The sequence below is a fragment of the Stenotrophomonas sp. YJH_SMC_19 genome (assembly GCF_059367915.1).
In genome coordinates this window covers 38553-59622 of the sequence record NZ_JCAFRI010000012.1, presented here as the reverse complement: position 1 = coordinate 59622, position 21070 = coordinate 38553, and the positions used below count along the sequence as shown (strand labels likewise).

Annotated in this window: 19 protein-coding genes; 12 read left to right on the top strand and 7 right to left on the bottom strand. The window is 67.6% G+C overall.

Going from position 1 to position 21070, the window contains the following annotated elements:
• Nucleotides 1-45: 45 nt before the first annotated feature.
• The 3 genes from AC5P5R_RS13425 to AC5P5R_RS13415 all read left to right on the top strand — a co-directional run bounded on the left by AC5P5R_RS13425 (nucleotide 46) and on the right by AC5P5R_RS13415 (nucleotide 3586).
• Nucleotides 46-1599, top strand: a complete 1554-nt coding sequence (locus tag AC5P5R_RS13425; protein WP_060379951.1) for an MASE1 domain-containing protein — start codon at nucleotides 46-48, stop codon at nucleotides 1597-1599.
• A 96-nt stretch (nucleotides 1600-1695) separates the two neighbouring features.
• On the top strand, nucleotides 1696-3039 hold the full coding sequence (locus tag AC5P5R_RS13420; RefSeq protein WP_060379946.1) for a diguanylate cyclase: 1344 nt from the start codon (nucleotides 1696-1698) through the stop codon (nucleotides 3037-3039).
• Nucleotides 3040-3124: 85 nt separating this feature from the next.
• Nucleotides 3125-3586 (top strand): bacteriohemerythrin, encoded by a 462-nt coding sequence (locus tag AC5P5R_RS13415; RefSeq protein WP_004151683.1) that lies wholly within the window; start codon nucleotides 3125-3127, stop codon nucleotides 3584-3586.
• On the opposite strand, the gene AC5P5R_RS13410 is transcribed toward AC5P5R_RS13415, so the two are convergent.
• On the bottom strand, nucleotides 3567-4859 hold the full coding sequence (locus AC5P5R_RS13410; RefSeq protein ID WP_174842179.1) for an MFS transporter: 1293 nt from the start codon (nucleotides 4857-4859) through the stop codon (nucleotides 3567-3569). The genes AC5P5R_RS13415 and AC5P5R_RS13410 overlap by 20 nt on opposite strands.
• A 156-nt stretch (nucleotides 4860-5015) precedes the next feature.
• On the opposite strand from AC5P5R_RS13410, the gene AC5P5R_RS13405 reads away from it, so the two are divergent.
• Nucleotides 5016-5657 carry a hypothetical protein gene (locus AC5P5R_RS13405; RefSeq protein ID WP_111687068.1) on the top strand — a complete coding sequence of 214 codons (642 nt, stop codon included), beginning with the start codon at nucleotides 5016-5018 and terminating at the stop codon, nucleotides 5655-5657.
• A gap of 115 nt (nucleotides 5658-5772) precedes the next feature.
• Here AC5P5R_RS13405 and AC5P5R_RS13400 read toward each other — a convergent pair whose 3' ends face one another.
• Nucleotides 5773-7269, bottom strand: a complete 1497-nt coding sequence (locus tag AC5P5R_RS13400) for an aldehyde dehydrogenase (protein ID WP_111118094.1) — start codon at nucleotides 7267-7269, stop codon at nucleotides 5773-5775.
• A gap of 103 nt (nucleotides 7270-7372) precedes the next feature.
• Between AC5P5R_RS13400 and aptA the strand changes: the two genes are divergently transcribed.
• From aptA to AC5P5R_RS13370, 6 genes are all read left to right on the top strand, one after another.
• Nucleotides 7373-8725 carry an omega-aminotransferase AptA gene (gene aptA / locus AC5P5R_RS13395; RefSeq protein WP_049451321.1) on the top strand — a complete coding sequence of 451 codons (1353 nt, stop codon included), beginning with the start codon at nucleotides 7373-7375 and terminating at the stop codon, nucleotides 8723-8725.
• 63 nt (nucleotides 8726-8788) lie between these two features.
• Nucleotides 8789-9667 (top strand): hypothetical protein, encoded by an 879-nt coding sequence (locus AC5P5R_RS13390; RefSeq protein ID WP_062607534.1) that lies wholly within the window; start codon nucleotides 8789-8791, stop codon nucleotides 9665-9667.
• A gap of 118 nt (nucleotides 9668-9785) precedes the next feature.
• A complete protein-coding gene (locus AC5P5R_RS13385) occupies nucleotides 9786-11072 on the top strand; it encodes a DUF445 domain-containing protein (RefSeq protein ID WP_024958724.1) in 1287 nt (428 codons plus the stop codon).
• A gap of 246 nt (nucleotides 11073-11318) precedes the next feature.
• Nucleotides 11319-11633, top strand: coding sequence for a DUF3649 domain-containing protein (locus AC5P5R_RS13380; protein ID WP_005412781.1), 315 nt, complete (start codon nucleotides 11319-11321; stop codon nucleotides 11631-11633).
• Entirely contained in the window at nucleotides 11630-13267 is a 1638-nt protein-coding gene (locus AC5P5R_RS13375; protein WP_060381011.1) for a PepSY-associated TM helix domain-containing protein, read from the top strand. Before AC5P5R_RS13380 ends, AC5P5R_RS13375 begins: the two co-directional genes overlap by 4 nt.
• Nucleotides 13264-13593 carry a DUF3325 domain-containing protein gene (locus tag AC5P5R_RS13370; RefSeq protein WP_049396280.1) on the top strand — a complete coding sequence of 110 codons (330 nt, stop codon included), beginning with the start codon at nucleotides 13264-13266 and terminating at the stop codon, nucleotides 13591-13593. Before AC5P5R_RS13375 ends, AC5P5R_RS13370 begins: the two co-directional genes overlap by 4 nt.
• Nucleotides 13594-13713: 120 nt before the next feature.
• Here AC5P5R_RS13370 and rlmKL read toward each other — a convergent pair whose 3' ends face one another.
• Both rlmKL and AC5P5R_RS13360 read right to left on the bottom strand, forming a co-directional pair.
• Nucleotides 13714-15852, bottom strand: a complete 2139-nt coding sequence (gene rlmKL, locus AC5P5R_RS13365) for a bifunctional 23S rRNA (guanine(2069)-N(7))-methyltransferase RlmK/23S rRNA (guanine(2445)-N(2))-methyltransferase RlmL (protein WP_049396278.1) — start codon at nucleotides 15850-15852, stop codon at nucleotides 13714-13716.
• A gap of 145 nt (nucleotides 15853-15997) precedes the next feature.
• Nucleotides 15998-16525: an alpha/beta hydrolase gene (locus tag AC5P5R_RS13360; protein WP_024958728.1), complete on the bottom strand. Its 528-nt coding sequence runs from the start codon at nucleotides 16523-16525 to the stop codon at nucleotides 15998-16000.
• Between the two features lie 72 nt (nucleotides 16526-16597).
• Here AC5P5R_RS13360 and AC5P5R_RS13355 point away from each other — a divergent pair, with 72 nt between their 5' ends.
• Complete coding sequence (locus AC5P5R_RS13355) at nucleotides 16598-17164, top strand: N-acetylmuramoyl-L-alanine amidase (RefSeq protein ID WP_012479642.1); 567 nt, start codon at nucleotides 16598-16600, stop codon at nucleotides 17162-17164.
• A gap of 335 nt (nucleotides 17165-17499) precedes the next feature.
• Here AC5P5R_RS13355 and AC5P5R_RS13350 read toward each other — a convergent pair whose 3' ends face one another.
• The 3 genes from AC5P5R_RS13350 to AC5P5R_RS13340 form a co-directional block, all read right to left on the bottom strand.
• Nucleotides 17500-18402, bottom strand: a complete 903-nt coding sequence (locus AC5P5R_RS13350; RefSeq protein WP_100438044.1) for a sulfurtransferase — start codon at nucleotides 18400-18402, stop codon at nucleotides 17500-17502.
• Entirely contained in the window at nucleotides 18399-19202 is an 804-nt protein-coding gene (locus tag AC5P5R_RS13345) for a CoA pyrophosphatase (protein WP_024957875.1), read from the bottom strand. The genes AC5P5R_RS13350 and AC5P5R_RS13345 overlap by 4 nt, the downstream gene beginning before the upstream one ends.
• A 215-nt stretch (nucleotides 19203-19417) precedes the next feature.
• Nucleotides 19418-20119: an FKBP-type peptidyl-prolyl cis-trans isomerase gene (locus AC5P5R_RS13340; RefSeq protein WP_005408797.1), complete on the bottom strand. Its 702-nt coding sequence runs from the start codon at nucleotides 20117-20119 to the stop codon at nucleotides 19418-19420.
• Between the two features lie 167 nt (nucleotides 20120-20286).
• Between AC5P5R_RS13340 and AC5P5R_RS13335 the strand changes: the two genes are divergently transcribed.
• Nucleotides 20287-21069, top strand: coding sequence for an enoyl-CoA hydratase/isomerase family protein (locus AC5P5R_RS13335; protein ID WP_012479639.1), 783 nt, complete (start codon nucleotides 20287-20289; stop codon nucleotides 21067-21069).
• The last annotated feature ends 1 nt before the right edge of the window (nucleotide 21070 follow it).

Below are 21070 nucleotides of genomic sequence, written 5' to 3'. Positions count from 1 at the left end.
AACCCGCACGGCCGCTGCCATGTCACGAGCAAGGGAGGCTCGGGTTTGGACCGATTCAAGAAGGCAGTTGAACTGAGCTTCCGTATCCGGCCAGCCGGCATCGCACTCGCGGCCGTCTATGCGCTGAGCTGCCTCGGCTCGCGTCAGTTTTCGCTGGATCAGTTCTTCCTGCCGGCGGGCATCCGCGCAGCGGCACTGCTGATCGTCCCGACCCGCCTGTGGCCCTACCTGCTGCTGGGCGAGTACGCGTACTTTGCAACGCTGCGCATCCCCATGATCGACACCTACGGCCTGGATTGGGTCATCCTGGCTTCGACGCTACTGATGCCGATGGCGATGCTGGTGGTCTACCTGCATCGGATGAGAATGCCGTCCGAAGCAGCCACCGGTCTGTGGCTGCTGTCGCTGTCGTTCTGCACAGCGTTGTTCGTGCCGGGTCTCAACCTGGGCATTTCATATGTCCTATGGTCAAACCCACCACCCAGCAACCTGCTGGACGCGGTCGACCGGACGATCTTTGGCCACTTCGCCGCCATCATCACCCTGGTGCCGTTGGCATTCCTCTGGTCGCGGCGGCAGGCCGACCCCGGTTGGACAGACCGTTTCGTCGCCCCTACCGCCTCGGCGATCCTGGTGATGCTGGTGCTGGGCCTGTGCATGCAATTGACACGCGCCGACGCCCACACGACGCGGACACACATGGTGCTGCTGGCCGCCCTGCCCGCCATCGCCCTGACCTTCATGCACGGGTGGCGCGGCGCAGCCATCGCGATTCCGTTGTTGAACCTCCCCCTGCACGGCGCAACGCCCAGCACTGGCCTGCCTTCCTCGTTCGACCTGGGCACGTTCGCCACCCAACAGAACATGGCGGTGATGAGTGTCGCACTGCTGGCACTCGGTTCCAGCATCAGCTATCACCATCAGCGCGCCCGGTCCCGCGGCCTGGCCGGGGCAACCACGCTGCGCCTGGCACGCGGCTCACTTCAGACCAGCGAGCGTGAGCTGCGTGAACGGGCCGTCCACCTGAAGCACCTGGGCGAGGGCATGGACAATTCGCTCAGCGAGATGGTCAGCTGGCTGAAGTCCCAAGGCCACCATGCGGTCGCAAACAGCCTGCAGCACGCGTCGTCGGTACATTCACGGCTGTTTCGCGAACAGGCCAGCCTGGTCTATCCCACCGGACTGGAGCAGGTCGGGCTCTACATCGCGCTGCAAGCCGGCGGAGCATGCGAAATCTGGAACAACACGCATCGCGTCATTCCACCCAGGCTGGCGGGCAATCCCTGCCTGCTGACCGTGGATCTGCAACTGGCCATCTATCGCTCGCTGATCGAGGCGGTTTCACTTCTGCTGGAACTGGAAACCGGGCAGGTCTGCGTGCGCGCCCGAAGCGGTCGGGCAGGCAAGCATCGCGGCATTGTTGCCGTGGTGAGCCTGCTCGACCGTGGTTGCCCGCTTTCCACGCGTACCACCCAACAGGCCGTCGAGCGCCTGGCCGGACGGATGCTTGCCTACGGCGGAACGGTCCACTGCCGCGGCAATCGGCTGCGGCTGGTCCTGCATGAACCGATCACCCACGCGTCGCCAGCGGCGGCCTGACGCGGAATCTGGCCCGGCGCGCAACGTTCGCCGCTAAAGTTGCACCCGAAACCGCCGTTATCCGTGCCGAGCCCCTCCCTCGTGAGCCACCGCATCATGCCCGTCCTGCCGCAGGCCGCCGTCGATGGCGACCTGGCCGATCCGCTGCCGCAGCGGATCCTGCTGGTCGAAAACTCCCGCGCCTTCACCGGCATGCTGCGCGAGGCCATCGAGCAGCGCCTGGAACTGCCGGTGGTGATCGCCTCCACCCTGGCCGAGGCCGACCGCCTGCTGAGCGAAGGTGGCGGCTGGTTCCTGGTACTGACCGGGCTGGTCCTGGCCGATGGCGACCGCGACGCGGTGGTCGAGTTCTTCCTCAAGCGCGACCTGCCCACCGTGGTGGTCAGCGGCGTGTACGACGAGGACCTGCGCAAGCGCGTGCTGCAGCAGCAGATCATCGACTACGTGCTGAAGAACACTCCCGGCAGCATCGATTACCTGGTGTGGCTGGTGCAGCGGCTGGAGCGCAACCGGCGCATCGCCGCGCTGGTGGTGGACGACTCACCGTCCGCGCGCGGTTACGCCGCAGCCTTGCTGCGCATGTACGGCCATGAGGTGCACGAAGCGGCCGATGGCAACGAAGGCCTGGCCGCGATCGAGGCGCATCCGGCAATCCGCCTGGCCGTGGTCGACCAGGAAATGCCGGGCATGCAGGGCGTGGAGTTCACCCGCCGCCTGCGCACCCTGCGCTCGCGCGACAAGGTGGCGGTAATCGGCATCTCCGGCAATACCGATGCATCGTTGATTCCGCGCTTCCTGAAGAACGGCGCCAACGATTTCCTGCGCAAGCCGTTCTCGCGCGAGGAATTCTTCTGCCGGGTCTCGCAGAATGTGGACCAGCTGGAGCTGATCGGCACCCTGCAGGATCTGGCCACCCGCGATTTCCTCACCGGCCTGCCCAACCGCCGCTGCTTCCTGGAGCAGAGCCAGCGCCAGCTGCCGCAGCTGCAGCTGCAAGGCCAGTGCGTGGCGGTAGCGATGATCGACATCGACCACTTCAAGCACATCAATGACACCCATGGCCACGAAGCCGGCGACGATGCGCTGCGCGCGGTGGCCGGCGCGGTGGCCACGCATGCACGCAGCCACGACCTGATCGCGCGCTTCGGCGGCGAGGAATTCTGCCTGCTGGTGCCGGACATGGAGCAGGACGAGGCGCTGCTGTACTTCGAGGAACTGCGCCAGCGCATCGCCGCGCTGGAGGTGGACATCGGCACCGCCACGCTGCGCATGACGGTCAGCATCGGGCTGTGCTGCCTGCGCCCGCAGCGCGATGCACTGCACCGGCTGATCTCCGAAGCCGACCGCCAGCTGTACCTGGCCAAGGCCGGTGGCCGCAACCGGGTCAGCTGCACCACGGTCGCCAGCCCGCTGCGCCCACGCGAGCCGGCGCTGCCCTGACCGGTACGCTTTGATCCAGATCAACGCCGCCCGCGCAGGGCGGCTCTACAGTCGGCCCCGACATACGCATGAAGGGGAGCCGGGGATGGCACTACTGGTCTGGCAGGACGATCTGAACATCGGCATCGATGTGATCGACCAACAACACCGCCGCATCATCGAAATGCTCAACCACCTGCACGTGGCCCAGGCCAGCATGCAGCGTGCCGCAGTGGGTGAAGTGATCGACGAGGTGGTGGACTACACCATGTCGCACTTCGCGTTCGAGGAAGAGCTGATGGAGGAAGCGGGCTACCCGTTCTGTGCCGCGCACAAACGCGTGCATGAGGTGTTCATCAAGCGTGTCTCGGAGTACCGCATGCGCTTCCAGGCCGGCGAGGACATCAGTGATGAGCTGCGCACCATGCTTTCGCGCTGGCTGTTCAACCACATCCGTGGCGACGACCAGGCCTATGCCGAACAGGTCAAGGCGCACCTGAACCAGTTCGCCCGCGAACACCAGGGCGGCGGCTGGCTGGGTCGCACGCTCAAGCGCTTCTTTGGTTGAGCCGCAGCGCGCGCCGGTGCAGTGCCACCAGCGCGCACAGGGTGGCCACCGCGGTCAGGCACAGGTAGTAACCCACCGCAACCAGGCCGAAGCGCTCGGCCAGCCAGGTGGCCAGGTACGGGGCCGGTGCCGCACCGAGAATGCCGGCCAGGTTGAATGACAGCGAAGCACCGGTGTAGCGCACTTCCACCGGGTAGATCTCGGCCAGGAAGGTGCCGCAGGGGCCATAGGTCAGCCCCATCAGGAACAGGCCCAGGCACAGGAACGCGGTGACCAGCCACGGGCTGTGCGGCTGGAACAGCGGTGCGAACAGCACACCGAAGCCGACGATCAGTACGCTGGCGACAATCATCGTGCGCCGCGTGCCCCAACGGTCGCCATAGCGCGCCGACAGCGGGATGCCCAGCGCGAAGAACAGCATGCCGGCCATCTGCATCAGCAGGAACTGCTCGCGGCTGTAGCCCAGCACCGCGGTGCCATGGCCAAGGCTGAACACCGTCATCAGGTAGAACAGCACGAAGGTGGCGAACGCACCCAGCGTGCCGAGCAGCATCGGTACCGGGTGGTCACGCAGTACCGTCCACATCGGCAACCGCACCGGCGCCTTGCGCTCCAGCGCCTTCTTGAAGTCCGGCGTCTCGTGGATGTTCAGGCGCACCCACAGGCCGAGGCCGACCAGCAGCGCGCTGGCCACGAACGGAATGCGCCAGCCCCACTGCAGGAAGTCGTTCTGGCTCAGGCAGCGGCCGAGCACGAGGAAGATGCCGGCCGACAGCAGGAAGCCGAGCGGTGCGCCCAGCTGCGGGAACATGCCGTACCAGGCGCGCTTGCCCGGCGGCGCATTCTCGGTGGCCAGCAGCACCGCCCCACCCCACTCGCCGCCCAACCCCAGGCCCTGGCCGAAACGGCACAGCGCCAGCAGCGCCGGCGCCCACAGCCCGATCTGCGCATGGGTCGGCAGCAGGCCGATCAGCACCGTGGACAGGCCCATGGTCAGCAGCGCGGCGACCAGGGTGGCCTTGCGGCCGATGCGGTCGCCGAAATGGCCGAACACCGCCGAGCCGACCGGACGCGCGATGAACGCCACCGCGAAGGTCGCCAGTGACTGCAGCAGGGCCGCCTGCTCACTGCTGTCCGGAAAGAACAGGTGCGGGAACACCAGCACGGCGGCCGTGGCGTAGATGTAGAAATCGAAGAATTCGATGGTGGTGCCGATCAGGCTGGCCAGCAGGACACGACGGGGGGAATTCACGGGCGGCGCGGCAGCAGTGATCGTCGACATCGGCAACACGGGTAACGGCGGATCGCCCGATTCTGCCACGGGCCGATGGCCGCACGGGACGATGGTTTCAGCCGACACCGATGCCAACGGAATTTTTCCGGCCGCCGGCTAGGCTGCGCCACCGGTCCCTGCATGGATGCCTTGCCCATGGCTGCAGTTGCGTTGTCATGCTCCGATTCGCCGAAGCTGCCGCGCATGGCGGCGTGGCTGGTGGTACTGCTGGTGCATGGCGGGCTCGCTCTGTGGCTGCTGGACAGCGGCCGGATCGAACTGCGTAGCGGTGAGGGCCCGCGGATCTCGCTGCATTGGCTGCCACCGGAACCGCCGGCGCCGGTACCTCAACAGCCCGCCTTGCCCTCCACAAAGATGACGCGTCCGGCCGCATCGATGATGCCCCGCCCTGCCCCGGTTGCACAGGCAGAGAGCGCCCTGCCTGCCGCGGGGAACGTGGCTGCAGTGGCGCCACTGATCCTGAGCCTGCCTGCGGGCAGCATCGACGGCGGTGACGGCATCAGCGCAGCTGGCGTGGCGCCGCGCCTGATCGGTCGGCGCGAGGTCCATCCTGCGTTCGGGCCTCGCCGCAATTACTTCCGGATCCGTCGGCAGATGAGCCCCGAGCAGATCGTGCATGGCGTGGCGCAACTGCTGGGGCTTTGGCCGCCGGGATACATCGTCGACCCGTGCGAACTGGGCCGGCAGGACATGGATTACTTCCAGAATGCCGTCGAAGAAGCCGACCGCGACATGCTGCGTGCGGCAGTGCTGCAGGTGAGTGCCCGCTGCCGGTAGCTCGACGGCTGTCTGCCTTCTGTAGAGTCGAGCAAGGCTCGACTGCTCTTCGCGAGAAGCAGTCGAGCAGGGCTCGACGCTACAAAGAGCGAACAGCGGTCAAGCAGCCACGCCGTTACAACTGGATCCAGGTGGCCTTGATCTCGCTGTACTTGTCGAACGCATGCAGTGACTTGTCGCGCCCATTGCCGGACTGCTTGTAGCCACCGAACGGTGCGGTCATGTCGCCACCATCCCAGCCGTTCACCCACACGCTGCCGGCGCGCAGCTGGCGTGCGACACGATGGGCGCGGCCGAGGTCACGTGTCCACAGGCCCGCCGCCAACCCATAGCGGCTGTCATTGGCCACGCGCACTGCCTCCGCTTCATCCTCGAAACCAAGTACCGCCAGCACCGGGCCGAACACCTCCTCGCGTGCCAACGCGTGGTCCGGACGCACCTGGTCGAACACCGTGGGCTGCACATAGCAGCCGCCGGCCTCCACCTCGGCCCGATGGCCGCCGAGCAGCAGGCGGGCGCCCTCGCCTTCGGCCCGTGCGATATCGGCCAGCACCTTGTCCACGTGCGCGGCATCGACCAGCGCGCCCATCGGTGCATCGGCCTCCAGTGGATGCTGCGGCTGCATATGCTGGCCGTAGGCAATCACCTGGTGCACGAAGTCCTCACGGATCGAGCGCTGCACCAGCAGCCGCGAGCCGGCGGTGCAGACTTCGCCCTGGTTGAAGAAGATGCCCTGCGCCACGGCCTTGGCTGCTACGTCCAGGTCCGGTGCGTCGGCGAACACCAGGTGCGGGCTTTTGCCACCGCATTCCAGCCAGACCCGCTTGAGGTTGGACCGTCCCGCATGCTCCAGCAGCTTCGCGCCGGTGGCGGTGGAACCGGTGAAGGCCAGCACGTCCACATCCATGTGCAGCGCCAACGGTTCACCGACGCGCGTACCGTGGCCTGGCAATACGTTCAGCACGCCGTCCGGCAGGCCCGCCTCAGCGGCCAGCGCGGCCAATCGCAACGCACTCAAGGGCGACCGCTCGGAAGGCTTGAGCACCACCGAATTGCCCATGGCCAGCGCAGGCGCGATCTTCCAGCAGGCCATCAGCAACGGAAAGTTCCATGGCACGATCGCTGCGACCACGCCGGCTGGCTCGCGCGTGACCAGGCCCAGCTCGTGTGGGCCAGTCGGTGCGACTTCGCCGTACAGCTTGTCCACCGCTTCGGCGGTCCAGCGCAGGCAGCGCACCACGCCGGGCAGGTCGATACGGCGTGCGTCGCGCACCGGCTTGCCCATGTCCAGGGTTTCCAGCAGGGCCAACTCATCAGCGTGCTTTTCCACCAATGCCGCCAAGGCCAGCAACACCCGCTTGCGATGGGCCGGGCTGGCCTCTGACCAGTGGCCCGCATCGAAGGCACGCCGCGCTGACCGCACTGCGCGCTCCACGTCCTCTGCATCGCAGTCGGCGACCACCCCCAGCACGCGCCCATCAATCGGGCTGATGCAGTCGAAGCGCGCGCCGCTGGCAGCGTCGGTGTAACGACCATCAATGAAGGCCTGTGCGGGTATCGAAAGCTGCTGGGCCAGCACCTGCCAGTGGCTGCGGTCGGGAAAGTCGGCCATGTCGGGCTCCTCGGAACAGTTTCCCCGGTTATACCGGCGCGGCCGCGACTCCGCCGTGACGTGGCTGCGCTACATTTCCCCCATCGGACCCGATGGAGCTGGCATGAAGCGTTCCGCGAGCGACCTGCACGATCTGGCTACCCAACGCCCGGAGTCATTGGAGGCGTACTGGATGCCGTTCACCGCCAACCGCCAGTTCAAGGCCGCGCCGCGCATGCTGGTACGCGCCGAGGGCATGCACTACGAGGACGTCGACGGTCGCCAGATCCTCGATGGCACCGCCGGCCTCTGGTGCTGCAACGCGGGCCATGCCCGCCCACGCATCGTCGAGGCCATCGTCGAGCAGGCACGCACGCTCGACTACTCGCCGGCCTTCCAGATGGGCTCACCGCCGGCCTTCGCGCTGGCGCAGCGACTGGCCGCATTGGCGCCGACGCCACTGAACCATGTGTTCTTCACCAGCTCCGGCTCGGAGGCGGTGGATACCGCGATGAAGATCGTGCTGGCCTACCACCGCCAGCGTGGCGAGGGCCAGCGCACGCGTTTCATCAGCCGCGAGAAGGCCTACCACGGCGTGGGCTTCGGCGGCATGGCGCTGGGCGGCTTGCCCAACAACCGCAGGGCGTTCGGCCTGCAGCTGGGCGGCGTGGACTACCTGCGCCACACCCTGGACCTGCAGCGCAATGCGTTCAGCAAAGGCCTGCCGCGCCAGGGCGCCGAGCTGGCCGATGACCTGGAACGACTGATCGCACTGCATGATGCCTCAACCATCGCGGCGGTCTTCGTCGAACCCATTGCCGGTTCCGCCGGGGTGATTCTGCCGGCGCCGGGCTACCTGCAGCGCCTGCGCGAGCTGTGCGACCACCACGGCATCCTGCTGGTGTTCGATGAGGTCATCACCGGTTTCGGCAGGGTCGGCATGCCATTCGCCGCACAGCGCTTCGGGGTCACCCCCGACCTGCTGACCTTCGCCAAGGCGGTCAGCAACGGCGCAGTGCCGCTGGGCGGCGTGCTAGCCAGCGACGCGGTGCATGCAACCCTGATGCAGGCACCGCCACAGGCCATCGAGCTGTTCCATGGCTATACCTGTTCGGGGCATCCGCTGGCCTGCGCGGCCGCACTGGCCACGCTGGAGGTCTACGCCGAGGAGCGCCTTTTCGAGCGCGCCATCGAGCTGGGCGAGTACTGGCAGGAACGGCTGCATGCGCTGCAGGGCCTCCCCAACGTGATCGACATCCGCAACTTCGGCCTGGTCGGCGCGGTCGAGCTGGCGCCTCGCCGCGATGCGCCGGGCAGCCGGGGCTACGAGGTCTATCGGCGCTGCTTCCACGACGGCGGGCTGCTGGTGCGCTGTACCGGTGACATCATCGCGCTGTCGCCCCCGCTGATCGTGGACAAGGCGCAGATCGACCAGATCACCGGCACGCTGGGCGAGATGATCCGGGCCACTGCCTGAGCCCTGGCCGGCGGCGGCGAGCGGGTACAATGGGCGGTTCCGCTCCTGCTCGCTGCCGTGCCCATGGATATCGTCGTCAAAGAAGAACTCAAGGCCTATATCGACCCGCTGACTGCGGACGAACATGACGCGCTGGAGCGCAGCATCCTGGCCGAGGGCTGTCGTGACGCGCTGGTCCTGTGGGGCAACGTACTGGTCGACGGCCACAACCGCTTCGGCATCTGCCAGAAGCATGGCCTGCCCTTCAACACCGTACAGAACACCCGCTTCCAGAGCATGGAAGACGTGCACCTGTGGATGATCGAGCAGCACCTGGGCCGTCGCAGCGTGTCCGACTTCCAGCGCGGCGTGCTGGCGCTGCGCAAGCGCGACATCCTGGCCGCCCGCAAGCAGATCGAGCAGGCGCAGCTGCAGCGCGAGAGCGATGGCACTGCCGACGCCACCGATGAGGCCGGTGAAGACAGCCCGCCGTGGGAGCCGGCGCCGAAGATCAGCCGCGCCGAGCTGGCCCGCGAAGCCAAGCTGAGCACCAGCCAGGTTGGCATGATCGAGCGCATCCACGCCCAGGCCGCGGCCGAGGTGGTGGAAGCGGTCAAGGCCGGCGTGATCTCGATCAGCGCCGCCGCCGCCGTGGCTGACCTGCCGGAAGAAGAGCAGCGCGCCGCCGCCGCCGGTGGCAAGGACGAGCTGAAGCAGGCCGCCAAGCGCGTGCGCGAGTCCAAGCGCAAGCCGCGTGCGCCGAAGCCGGAAGCAGCCGAGATGGATTTCGAGGAGGCAGATGAGGACGAGATCGCCAGCCGCGATGCCGAGGTGCTGTCGGCGCTGGAGCAGCTGGGCGAGGACGCACCAGCGCTGCGCCGTCGGGTGGTCGCGCTGACCCGCGAGAACGACACCCTGCGCGCGCAACTGGCCGCGCTGCGCAAGCAACTGGAAGCGCTCTGAACCAAGGGGTAGTGCCGGCCGCTGGCCGGCAACGCCATGAACGTATCGGGTGCGTTGAGGTTGCCGGCCAGCGGCCGGCACTACCAGATGCTCATGCCGTGCCGGTTAGACTTCCGGCATGACGTCTGCCAACGACCCGCGCCGCGCTCAGCTGCGGCGCCTGAAAGCCCTCGCGCTGGGCCTGCTGCTGTTGATGCTGGCCGGTTTCGCGGTCAGCCACTGGCAGGGCGAGCGCGGCATCTGGGCCTGGGTTTCGGCGTTCTGCGAGGCCGCAGCCGTGGGCGCACTGGCCGATTGGTTCGCCGTGGTCGCGCTGTTCCGCCGGCCGATGGGCCTGCCGATCCCGCACACCGCGATCATCCCGCGCAGCAAGGAACGCATCGGCGACAGCCTTGCGCTGTTCGTGCGCGACCAGTTCCTGGAGCCGGGCGTGCTGCTGGCCAAGCTGCAGGTGTTCGATCCGGCCAGCCGCCTCGGCAGCTGGCTGGCCGACCCGGCACGCTCGCGCATGCTGGCCGACATGGCCCGCGGCTGGGCGCTGCAGGCACTGGATTTCTTCGACGAAACCGCCGTGCGCCGGCAGCTGCACGGCTTCGTTGTGCAGCAGTTGCGGCAGTGGAATGCCGCTGCCACTGCCGGTGAACTGCTGGCCCTGCTGACCGCCGATGGTCGCCACCAGCGCGTGCTGGACGAAGGCCTGCAGCGGCTGGGCCGCTGGCTCGAGCAGCCCGAGGTGAAAGAACGCGCCTCGCAGCTGATCGTGCGTTACATCCAGCGCGAATGGCCGACGCTGTCGAGCACGGTGAACTGGGTCAAGCCGATTGACGAGATCGGCGACAGCCTGGCCGAGCGCTTGGCCCGCGCGGTACTGGAAGAGCTGCAGCAGGTACTGGCCGAGCCGCAGCATCCGCTGCGCCAGGACTACGAGAGCTGGCTGCAGAATTACGTGCAGCGCCTGCGCGAGGACCCGGCCCTGGCCGAGCGCATCGAACAGCTCAAGCAGGAAATGATCGACCATCCGGCCCTGCAGGACTACGTGCAGGGGTTGTGGGCGCGCATCCACGCCAGCCTGCGCGCGGACCTGCAGCGCGAGGACTCGGCGCTGGTCGGCCACCTGCAGCGCAGCCTGGGTTCGCTCGGTGCCAGCCTGCAGGCCGACCCGGCGCTGCGCGAGGCCCTCAACCAGCACCTGCTGGAAGGCGCGCAACGCCTGACCGGCCGCCTGCGCGAAGGCGTGACCACGCATATCGCGCAGACCGTGAAGGGCTGGGACGAGCGCCATCTGGTGGAACAGCTGGAACTGAGCGTGGGCCGCGACCTGCAGTTCATCCGCTTCAACGGCACCCTGGTGGGTGGCCTGATCGGCCTGCTGCTGCATGCGGCGACAGTGGTGTTCAGGTTCTAGGCCTCAACGCGCCCCTCGGGTCATCACGCTTGATTCATAAAATGCGAATGCCTATCATTTACTGATCGGTTGTACGCTTAGCCAATCGGGTGCGGAAGACGCACCCATCGCCCGTGTACATCCCCGACCTCTGAACTGCCCGTCTGCGCGGGCCGTGCTTTGTCGATGGGACACGCTGGGCAACATGCGCAGGGCGCAAGGGGGCCGCGGACGCGTTCCATCCCCTCTCCTACCTGCAGGAATGCCGTGGACCGCTCGCCCGCAACCGCCAGCCCCCGCACCTTCTTTTCCAACCCGCGCTGGGGCGTGCTGTCACGCTCGTTGGCCGCGATCTTCGGCGGTTACGCACTGGCCTCGATGACCAGCGTGTTCTGCGCCGTGGCCCTGCCCGGCGCACGTGGCCAGACCGTGCTGACCGGCATGCTGCTGGCCATCCTGGTCGCCGCCTGTGCGGCACTGTGGGCATTCGCCACCCGCAGCGCGCTGCGCGCCTGGGTCGGCATCCTCGCGCCCGCGCTGCTGATGGCCGCCATTGCGCGCCTGATGGGGGCCTGGGCATGAAGAACGGATTCCGCCAGTCGATGGCCTGGCTGCACACCTGGACCGGGCTGCTGGTTGGCTGGTTGCTGCTGCTGATCTTCATGGCTGGCACGGCCAGCTACTACCGCGAGGAAATCAGCCGCTGGATGCGGCCGGAACTGCCGTCCAGCAACGTCAGCATCGACGTCGCCGCACAGCGCGCGGTGGACTACCTGCAGGCCAACGCCGCGCAGGCCGAAAACTGGTTCGTCACACTGCCGCAGCCGCGCAACCCGGCCATGCAGATGTTCTGGCGGTTGCCGCCGGAACTGGCCGATCCCAGCCGTGGCCGCCGCGGTGGCTTCGGCGACGCCACGCTGGACCCCAACACCGGCCAGGCATTGAAGGCGCGCGAGACCCGCGGCGGCGACTTCTTCTACCGCCTGCACTTCGACCTGCACTACATCCCGGTGCTGTGGGCACGCTATCTGGTCGGCTTCTGCGCGATGTTCATGCTGGTGGCGATCATCACCGGCATCATCACCCACAAGAAAATCTTCAAGGACTTCTTCACCTTCCGCAAGGACAAGGGCCTGCGTTCCTGGCTTGATTTCCACAACGTCAGCGCGGTGATGGCCCTGCCCTACCACGCGATGATCACCTACACCGGCATTGTGACGTTGATGATCATGTACCTGCCGTGGGGGGTGAAGGTGGCCTACCCGCAGGACGAGGACGCGTTCTTCTTCGAGGCCTTCGGCGGCCTCCCGGAAGTGACCGCGCCCGCCGAGGGCCACGCCACGCCGTTGCCGATCGCACAACTGCTGGACAGCGCGCGCGCGCATTGGCACGGCGTGGAGGTGGCCGGCTTCACCGTGTCCAATCCGGGCGCGGCCAATGCGGTGATCGACATCCGCCAGCGCGACGGCAAGCGCCTGTCCATCGACACCCCGGCCGTGCGTTACGACATGGTCAGCGGTGCTCTGCTTGAGGAAACGCCGCCTTCCGGCGGTGCCACCGCCACTCGCGGCGTGCTGTACGGCCTGCACCTGGCGCGTTTTGCCGACTGGGGCCTGCGTGCACTGTTCTTCCTGTCCGGCCTGGTCGGCTGCCTGATGGTGGCCAGCGGCGTGGTGCTGTGGGCGGTGAAGGAACGGCCCAGGCACGCCAAGAGTGGCCGCACCGGCTTCGGCCTGCGCCTGGTCGATGCGCTGAACATCGGCACCGTGGCCGGCCTGCCGATCGCCTTCGCCGCCTACTTCTGGGGCAACCGCCTGCTGCCGCTGGACATCGCCGAGCGCTCGAGTGCGGAGGCCAACGTGTTCTTCTACGCCTGGGCCGGCGCGCTGCTGGCCGCCTTCATCTGGCCGAAGCGGATGATGTGGGCGTGGCAGCTCTACCTGGGCGCGGCCGCGTTCGCACTGGTACCGGTGGTCAATGCGCTGACCACGCATGCGCACCTGGGCAACACCCTGCGCAACGGCGACTGGATATTGGCTGGCTTCGATCTGTCGATGATCGCGTTCGGCGCGATGCTGGCGCTGTGCGGTTGGCGCATGCAGCGCTGGACGCCACCGCTGAGTGCGGCCGAGAAGAAGAAGCGTGCGGCCGCTGCGGCTGCGCCGAAGGCATCGGTGAACACTGCAGACGCGGCCGAAGCGGAGGCCAGCGCATGATGCTGCTGGCGCTGACCCTGTCGTTCTCTGCGTTTACTGCGCTGTCGCTGGCGATGGAAAAGCACCAGCACGATCTGCACGGCAAGGCTGCAGCCCCCCCGGCACGGCGCACGCAGTGGCGGGTACTGGGCTGGGTACTGCTGGCGGTAGCGTTCGCACTGTGCGTGGCCGACCACGGCTGGGCGATGGGCCCGGTGCTGTGGCTGGGCACGATGACACTGGGCGGTCTGGCGCTGTCATTCGGGTTGTATCCGTACCAGCCGAAGTGGATCGTGCCACTGGCGATCGCGCTGCCGGTGTTGGGGCTGGTGGTGGCGTTGCTGTAACCGGGCCACCGGGGTCGGATCCCTTTCGCGAAGCGCAAGGGCTCTGACCCCTGGTACGTAGATCCAGATGGGGTCAGAGCCCCTGCGCTTCGCGCAGGGGATCCGACCCCGGGCGTCGTGTTACCCCAACCGCTTCAGCTCCCACGCGCGATGGATGCGCGCGTTGCGTTCGAAGTCCGGCCCGATGGTGCGCGCGGTGATCTCGCGGCACTGGGCAAATTCGGCAATGGCGTTTTCTTCCAGCTTGAAGCGGCGGAAGTTGTTCGAGAAGTACAGCACGCCCCCCGGGGCCAGCCGCGCCACCGCCGCACGCAGCAGCTTCAGCTGTTCGCGCTGCACGTCGAAGTCATCGGCGCGTGCGGAGTTGGAGAAGGTCGGCGGGTCACAGAAGATCACGTCGTACTGGCCACGGTCGCCTTCCAGCCAGGCCATCGCATCGGCCTGCACCAGAAGGTGCTGGTTGCCGCCCTGCCCGTTCAACGCCAGGTTGTCGTAGCACCACTGCAGGTAAGTGGCCGACAGGTCGACGCTGGTGGTGCTGGCGGCACCAGCCACGGCGGCCTGCACGCTGGCCACGCCGGTGTAGCAGAACAGGTTGAGGAAACGCTTGCCACGCACCTGCTCGGCCATCATCCGGCGCAGCGGGCGATGGTCGAGGAACAGGCCGGTATCAAGATAGTCGAACAGGTTCACCTGCAGCAGTGCATTGTTCTCGCGCACTACGATGAATTCATCTCGCTGCTCGAAGCGGCCGTACTTGCTGCCGCCCTTGCCGCGCTCGCGCGACTTCATCGAGACCTGCTCCGGCGGCACGCCGAATACTTCGCGCGCGGCGGCCAGCAGTTCGTTGCGGCGGCGGCGCACGTCGTTCTCGGGAATCGCGGCCGGTGCGGCGTATTCCTGCACGTGCAGGAAGGTACGGCGCTTGCCACCGTCTTCCTCGTAGACGTCGATGGCGGCCGCGTATTCCGGCAGGTCGGCGTCATAGGCACGGAAGCAGGTGATGTGCTCGCGGGCGCGCCAGCTCTTGAACTTCTTCAGGTTCTTGCGCAGGCGATTGGCCACCATCTGCGCACCTTCGCTCAGCTCGCGCGGTTGTGCCGGATCACGGCCCGGCACGGCAATCGGATCGCAGACGATCAGCGCGCATTCCAGCGCACCGTTGAACATCTGGTACTTCTTGCTGGCGCGCAGGCCGGTGGCGAAGGCCAGCTCGTCGTTGCCGCACAGCAGGCTGGCACGCCACTGCGGCACCGCCTTCTGCAGGGCGGTGCCCAGTGCGCGGTACAGCGCCGGATCGGCGGCCAGGCGCTCGTCGTACGGCGGGTTGCAGACCACCGCACCGATCTCCTGCTCCGGCGCGGCCAGGTCGGCCACATCGGCACGGGTGAAGCGGATCGCATGAGCGACGCCCGCGACCTCGGCATTCTCGCGTGCCGCCTGGATCGCGGTCGGATCGATGTCGCTGCCGTGGATGACCGGCTTCAGCGCGGCCAGGCCAGCGGCCTCGCGATCGCGTGCTTCGCTCTGGAGGGTCTTCCAGGCCGCTTTGTCGAAGCCCAGCCAACGGCTCGGCGGCAGGCTGCCGTGGCGCATCAGGCCCGGGGCGACGTCGGCGGCCATCAGCGCGCCTTCGATCAGCAGCGTGCCGCTGCCGCACATCGGGTCCAGCAGGCCGCCACCGGCGGCGTGCAGGCGCGGCCACTGCGCGCGCAGCAGCAGCGCGGCGGCCAGGTTCTCCTTCAGCGGCGCCTCGTGAGCAGCACCGCGCCAGCCACGGCGGTGCAGCGGGCCACCGCCGAGGTCGATCGACAACGAAGCGCGGCCCTTGCGCAGCGACAGGTTGACGCGCACATCGGGCAGATCGGTGTTGACCGAGGGACGCTCCAGGCCTTCATCGCGCATGCGATCGACGATGGCGTCCTTGATCCGCTGCGCGGCGAAGCGGGCATGGGTGATCTTGTCGCCGGACACGTGTGCGTCCACCGCCAGGGTCATCTCCGGCTTGATGTGCTCATGCCACGGCAGCGCACGCACGCCGTCGTACAGAGCCTGCTCGTCCGGGCAGTCGAACTCGTCGATCGGCCACAGCACGCGGCTGGCCAGGCGCGACCACATCACGATCCGCAGCGCCTGCTCCAGTTCGCCCTCGGCGTTGACGCCAGCAATGGTGGCAGTGGCCTTGCCAAGGCCCAGGGCCGACAGTTCATCGGCGAGCAGGTATTCCAGGCCCTTGGCGCAGGAGACGAAGAATTTCACGGGGTCGGTTCGCAGGTGGTCGGGCGCGGCACAGGGGCCGGGCCGGTCGGAAAGGAGGGCCGTAGTCACGGCCGGCAGGCCCGCGCCAGGGGCGGCGGGCCTGCCATTGTAGTCAATGCGGGCGGGCGCGCCGTGCGCCCGGGCTTCACAGTTGCCGCAACAGGCGCTCGAAGGCCTGCGCGGAGGCCTCCACGTGGCGTTCCAGGCGGTGGCCGTCGTCGACCAGCAGCAGCTGCGCCGAACGCGCCTGCGCCCAGGCGATGACCCCGGCGGCCGGGACCACATCGTCATGCCAGGCCTGCACCACGGTGGTCGGCACGGCGGCGGCATCCAGCGCCGGCATTGGGCCCATGGTGGTCGGCGGCACCATCAGGAACAGGCCGGCCACCGGCACCTGCAACGAGGCGATGGCGGAGATGTAGGCGCCCAGGCTGGAGCCGGCCAGCACCACCGGCCCCTGCCGGGCAGCGATGGCGGCGCGCTCGACCAGGCGGCGCAGGCGGGTCGGCACGTCGCCCACCCGGCTGACCTCGCTCATCGCGTCCAGGTCGGTGTAGTCGGGGCGCTCGTGGGTCCAGCCCAGGCGCTGTGCCACCTCGGCCAGCGCGGTGACCTTGGTCGCTTCCGGGCCGCTCTCAAAGCCGTGGGACAGGATGCAGTGGCCGCGGCTCATGCGTGCGCTCCGTGGGCGCGGGCCAACCAGGAAAGAGAAGGCAGGTTCATGCCGCAATGCTAGCATCGCCGGATGCCCAACCCGCTCCTGCCCGGCCTGCAGCTGCAGCCCCTGCCCTACGAAGACCGCCTGCCACTGCGCGACCCGGCCACGCTGGAGATGGTGGTGATCCACTGCACCGAGTTGCCCGACCTGGCGATGGCCCGCGAGTACGGCGAGCGTGTGCTGTACGACAGTGGTGCCGGCAACAGCGGGCATTTCTACATCGACCGCGATGGCAGCGTGGTGCAGTACGTGGCACCGGAACGGGTGGCCCACCACGTGCGCGGCATGAACGCGCATACGCTGGGTATCGAACTGGTCAATACCGGGCGCTACCCGCACTGGTTCGACAGCCGTCACCAGGCGATGGACGAGGCCTACACCGAGGCGCAGCTGGAAGCGCTGGAGCGGCTGCTGCTGGCGCTGGTGGCACGCTATCCGTCGCTGCAGCGGATTGCCGGGCATGACCAGCTGGATCGGGAGCAGGTGCCGGCCAGCGATGATCCGACGCTGATGGTGGCGCGCAAGCGTGATCCGGGGCCGTTGTTCCCGTGGGCGCGGGTGCTGGCGAAGGTGCCACTGCAGCCGGTTGGGTAAGCGGCAGGGCTGCGCCCTGCACCCGCAGAAGCAACGTCAACGTCAACGTCAACGTCAACGTCAAGAGCTGGCATTCCGGGGGATGGCGGAGTGGGTCCGGTTGCGGGGGACGCCGTAAACCCGTCCATGGGGGCTTGGCCGCGGCATCCATGCCGCGGACACCCCCGCAACCGGCCCCACCCCGCCTTCGACAGATTTCTGCCGCTGTTGGTGGGTGCCGACCTTAGTCGGCACGGAGTCGGATCCCGTTGCCACGCAACGGGCTCTGACCCCGATTTACGCTCGATGCGGTCAGAGCCGTTGTCCGTTGGAAAACGGATCCGACCCCGCGCTTCTCAGGCGCCGGTCGCCACCGGGCGGCTGCTGTCGCTCACCCAACCGCTCCAGGAGTCGGCGTAGATGCGTGCGCCGCTCAGGCCTGCGCTTTCCATCGCCAGCAGCAGGTGGCAGGCGGTCACGCCGGAGCCGCACATCAGCACCACCTGCTGCGGATCACGGTTCCCGATCACACCCTGCAGCTCGACGCGCAGTTCCTGTGCATCGCGCAGCCGGCCGTCGGCCACGTTCAACGCAAACGGACGGTTGACCGCGCCGGGTACGTGGCCGGCGACCGGGTCCAGCGGCTCGACTTCGCCGCGGAAGCGTTCGCCCGCGCGTGCGTCGACCAGCCAGCCCGGCGCGTGCTTCAGGCGTGCGCTGATCTCCCCGGCATTGGCGATCTGGGCGGTGTCGAAACGGCCCAGGTAAGCCGGCAGCGCGGTCACCTCGTCCGGCCCCGTCGCCAAAGGTTGCCCTGCGGCCTGCCACGCGGCGATACCACCATCGAGCACGGCCACCTTGCTGTGCCCGATCAGGCGCAGCAGCCACCACAGGCGCGAAGCGGCCATGCTGCCGTCGCTGCCGTCGTAGACCACCACCTGCGTGTCAGGACCGATACCCCACTGGCCGAGCTTCGCGGCGAAGGCATCGCTGTCCGGCAGCGGATGGCGACCATGGCCGACGCGCGACAGATCGGACAGGTCACGATTCAGATCGGCATACACCGCACCCGGGATATGACCTGCCAGGTAATGGCCGCTACCCGCCTGCGGATCGGCCAGCGAGGAACGCGCATCAACCACGCGCACCGCGGTGCTGGCGGTGGCGCGTGCGTCGACCACGCGGATGCCCTCGCCCAACGCGGCAGCCAGGGTGGCGACATCGACCAGGGTGGTCCACGGCGGATCGATCGGGTTCATTGCACTTGCTCCAGGCGGCGACGCAGGTTGTAGAGAATGGCCGCGGTGGCGCCCCAGATGCGCTGGCCGGGCCAGCTGTACTCAAGGACGTGACGGATGCGGCCGCGATGGTTGATTTCGACCTGGCGCAGGTTGTCCGCCGCCATCAGGTAGTCCAGCGGCACCTCGAACACCTCGGCCACTTCGCTGGGCTGCGGCACCGGCACGAAGTCCGGATCGACCACCGCCACCACCGGGGTGACCCGATAGCCGGTGATCGTCACGAAGGGATCGAGATAGCCCAGCGCCTGCACCTGGCCCGGAGCCAAGGCGATTTCTTCCTGGCTCTCGCGCAATGCTGCCGCCAGGGCGTCGCGGTCGTCGGGCTCGGTGCGGCCGCCGGGGAATCCGACCTGGCCACCGTGCGTGCGCAGGGTTTCGGTGCGACGGGTGAGGATCACCTGCGCGCCACTGGCGCGCGGCACGATTCCCGCGAGCACGGCCGCTTCCACCGGAGGCCCGGGCGGCAGCAGATCGATCAGTTCACTGCGGTTCCAGCCATCGCCGGCCGGCGGATCGGCCAACGGATGCAGCGCGCGCATCAAACGTTCGTGGTCGGCCAGCGAGCCGCGCAGTGATTGCTGGAGCTGCGCCCGCAACGGCTGCACGCGATGCAGGATGCGACTGCGTTCGTCGTTGCTCATCGACGACCACCGTGCGATTTCATCGATATGACGTCCGCAGCCGGTGCACTGCCGGTGCGGATCCAGCGTGCACACGCCGATGCAGGGACTTGCGACAACACGCGCCGTTTCTTCCATTGTTTGCACCCGGCAACAGTAGCGCGAAAGGGCTGAATTTGCGCGGGTGGGCCGGTCGGACGGTAGAGTCGACTGTCAGTCGACTCGCGCGCGCAGCGGGCGTTTCCCCGATGTGACCCAAGAGCAGTCGACTGACAGTCGACTCTACCGTCAGGCACTGCGCAAACAAAAACGCGCCGGTGGAATCACCGGCGCGTTTGGTTTACTGCTTCGATTTACTTGACGCTGACCAGCTTGATCTCGAACTGCACAGCCACGTTCGGCGGGAACGGGGTGCGCGGGTCCGCACCGTAGGCCTGGTCCGGCGGCAGGGTGACTTCCCACTTCGAGCCGGCCGGCATCTGCAGCAGGGTCTCGCGCATGGCCTTCATTTCGACTTCGCTGACCTTGATCGACGGGATCTGCTGGGCCGGGCGGGCTTCGGTCGGGCGCTGGCCGTACGGGAACGGACCGGCCACTTCCAGCTGCACGGTGCTGGCCTGGGTCGGCTTGGCACCCTTGCCGGCTTCGATCACGCGGTACTGGACGCCGCTCGGCAGCGACTGCACGCCGGCCTTGGCCTTGTTCGCCGCGATGAACTGATCGCTCTTGGTCTTGTTTTCGGCAGCAGCCTTCTCGTACTCGGCCTTGGCAGCCTGGGCACGGCCCTGCTCGCGCTTCTGGAACGCTTCAACGGCCGGCTTCAGCTGCTCGGCGGTGATCGCCGGCTGCTTCTTGGCGTAGGCATCCTGCAGGCCCTTCACCACCGAGTTGATGTCCAGCTGCTCACCACGACCGGTCAGCTCCGCCAGGTTGTTGCCGTAGTCGTAACCGAAGTAGTAGCTCAGCTTGCCCTTTTCGGACGAGACGTCCTGGGCGAAGGCATTGCCCGTCAGGGCCAGGGCCGCGACGGCGACCGCGATAGAACGCAACTTCATCAAACAGTTCTCCAGGGGTGGTAACTCAGGGACGTTCTGCGCCGCCCTGAGGCGACGGGTTAGGATAACGGGCGCAACGTGTAACCGCTACTCACGATGCAGGCTATGACCCGTCTGCGTTCGCGGAGTTCAATATCACTTTTTTTTAACGTTCCAGGAGTTTCCCCGTGGCCGATGCCCTGATCGCTGTCACCGACGACGGCGCCATCCGCACCGTGACCGTCCAGCGCCCGGACAAGCTCAACGCCCTGAACGCCGCGACCCTGCAGGCCCTGGCCGAGGCCTTCAGCGCCGCCGCCGCAGACCCGGAGATCCGCGTGGTGGTGCTGACCGGTGCCGGCCCGAAGGCGTTCGTGGCTGGCGCTGACATCGCCGAGATGAACACACTCAGCGCGGTTCAGGGACGTGATTTCTCGCTGCTGGGCCAGGCCCTGATGCGCCAGATCGAGCGCATGCCCAAACCGGTCATCGCGCGCGTGAACGGTTTTGCCCTGGGCGGCGGCCTGGAACTGGCCATGGCCTGCCACCTGCGCATTGCCGCCGATACCGCCAAAGTCGGCCAACCGGAAATCAATCTTGGGCTGATTCCCGGCTTCGGCGGCAGCCAGCGCCTGCTGCGCCTGTGCGGCCGCGCCGCCACCTTGGAGCTATGCCTGCTGGGTGCACCGATCAATGCCGCACGTGCGCTGGAACTGGGGATCGTCAACGAGGTGGTACCGGCCGACGCGCTGGACAACCGCGTGCAGGACATCGCCCGGCAGCTGGCACGCTCGGCGCCGCTGGCCCTGCGCGGCCTGCTCGATGCGGTGCACGTGGGCGGCGAATGCAGCCTGGAAGCCGGGCTGGAATACGAAAGCGCACAGTTCGGCCTGCTGTTCGCCACCGAGGACATGCGCGAGGGAACCAGCGCCTTCCTGCAGCGCCGCCCGCCGGCCTTCCAGAACCGCTGAC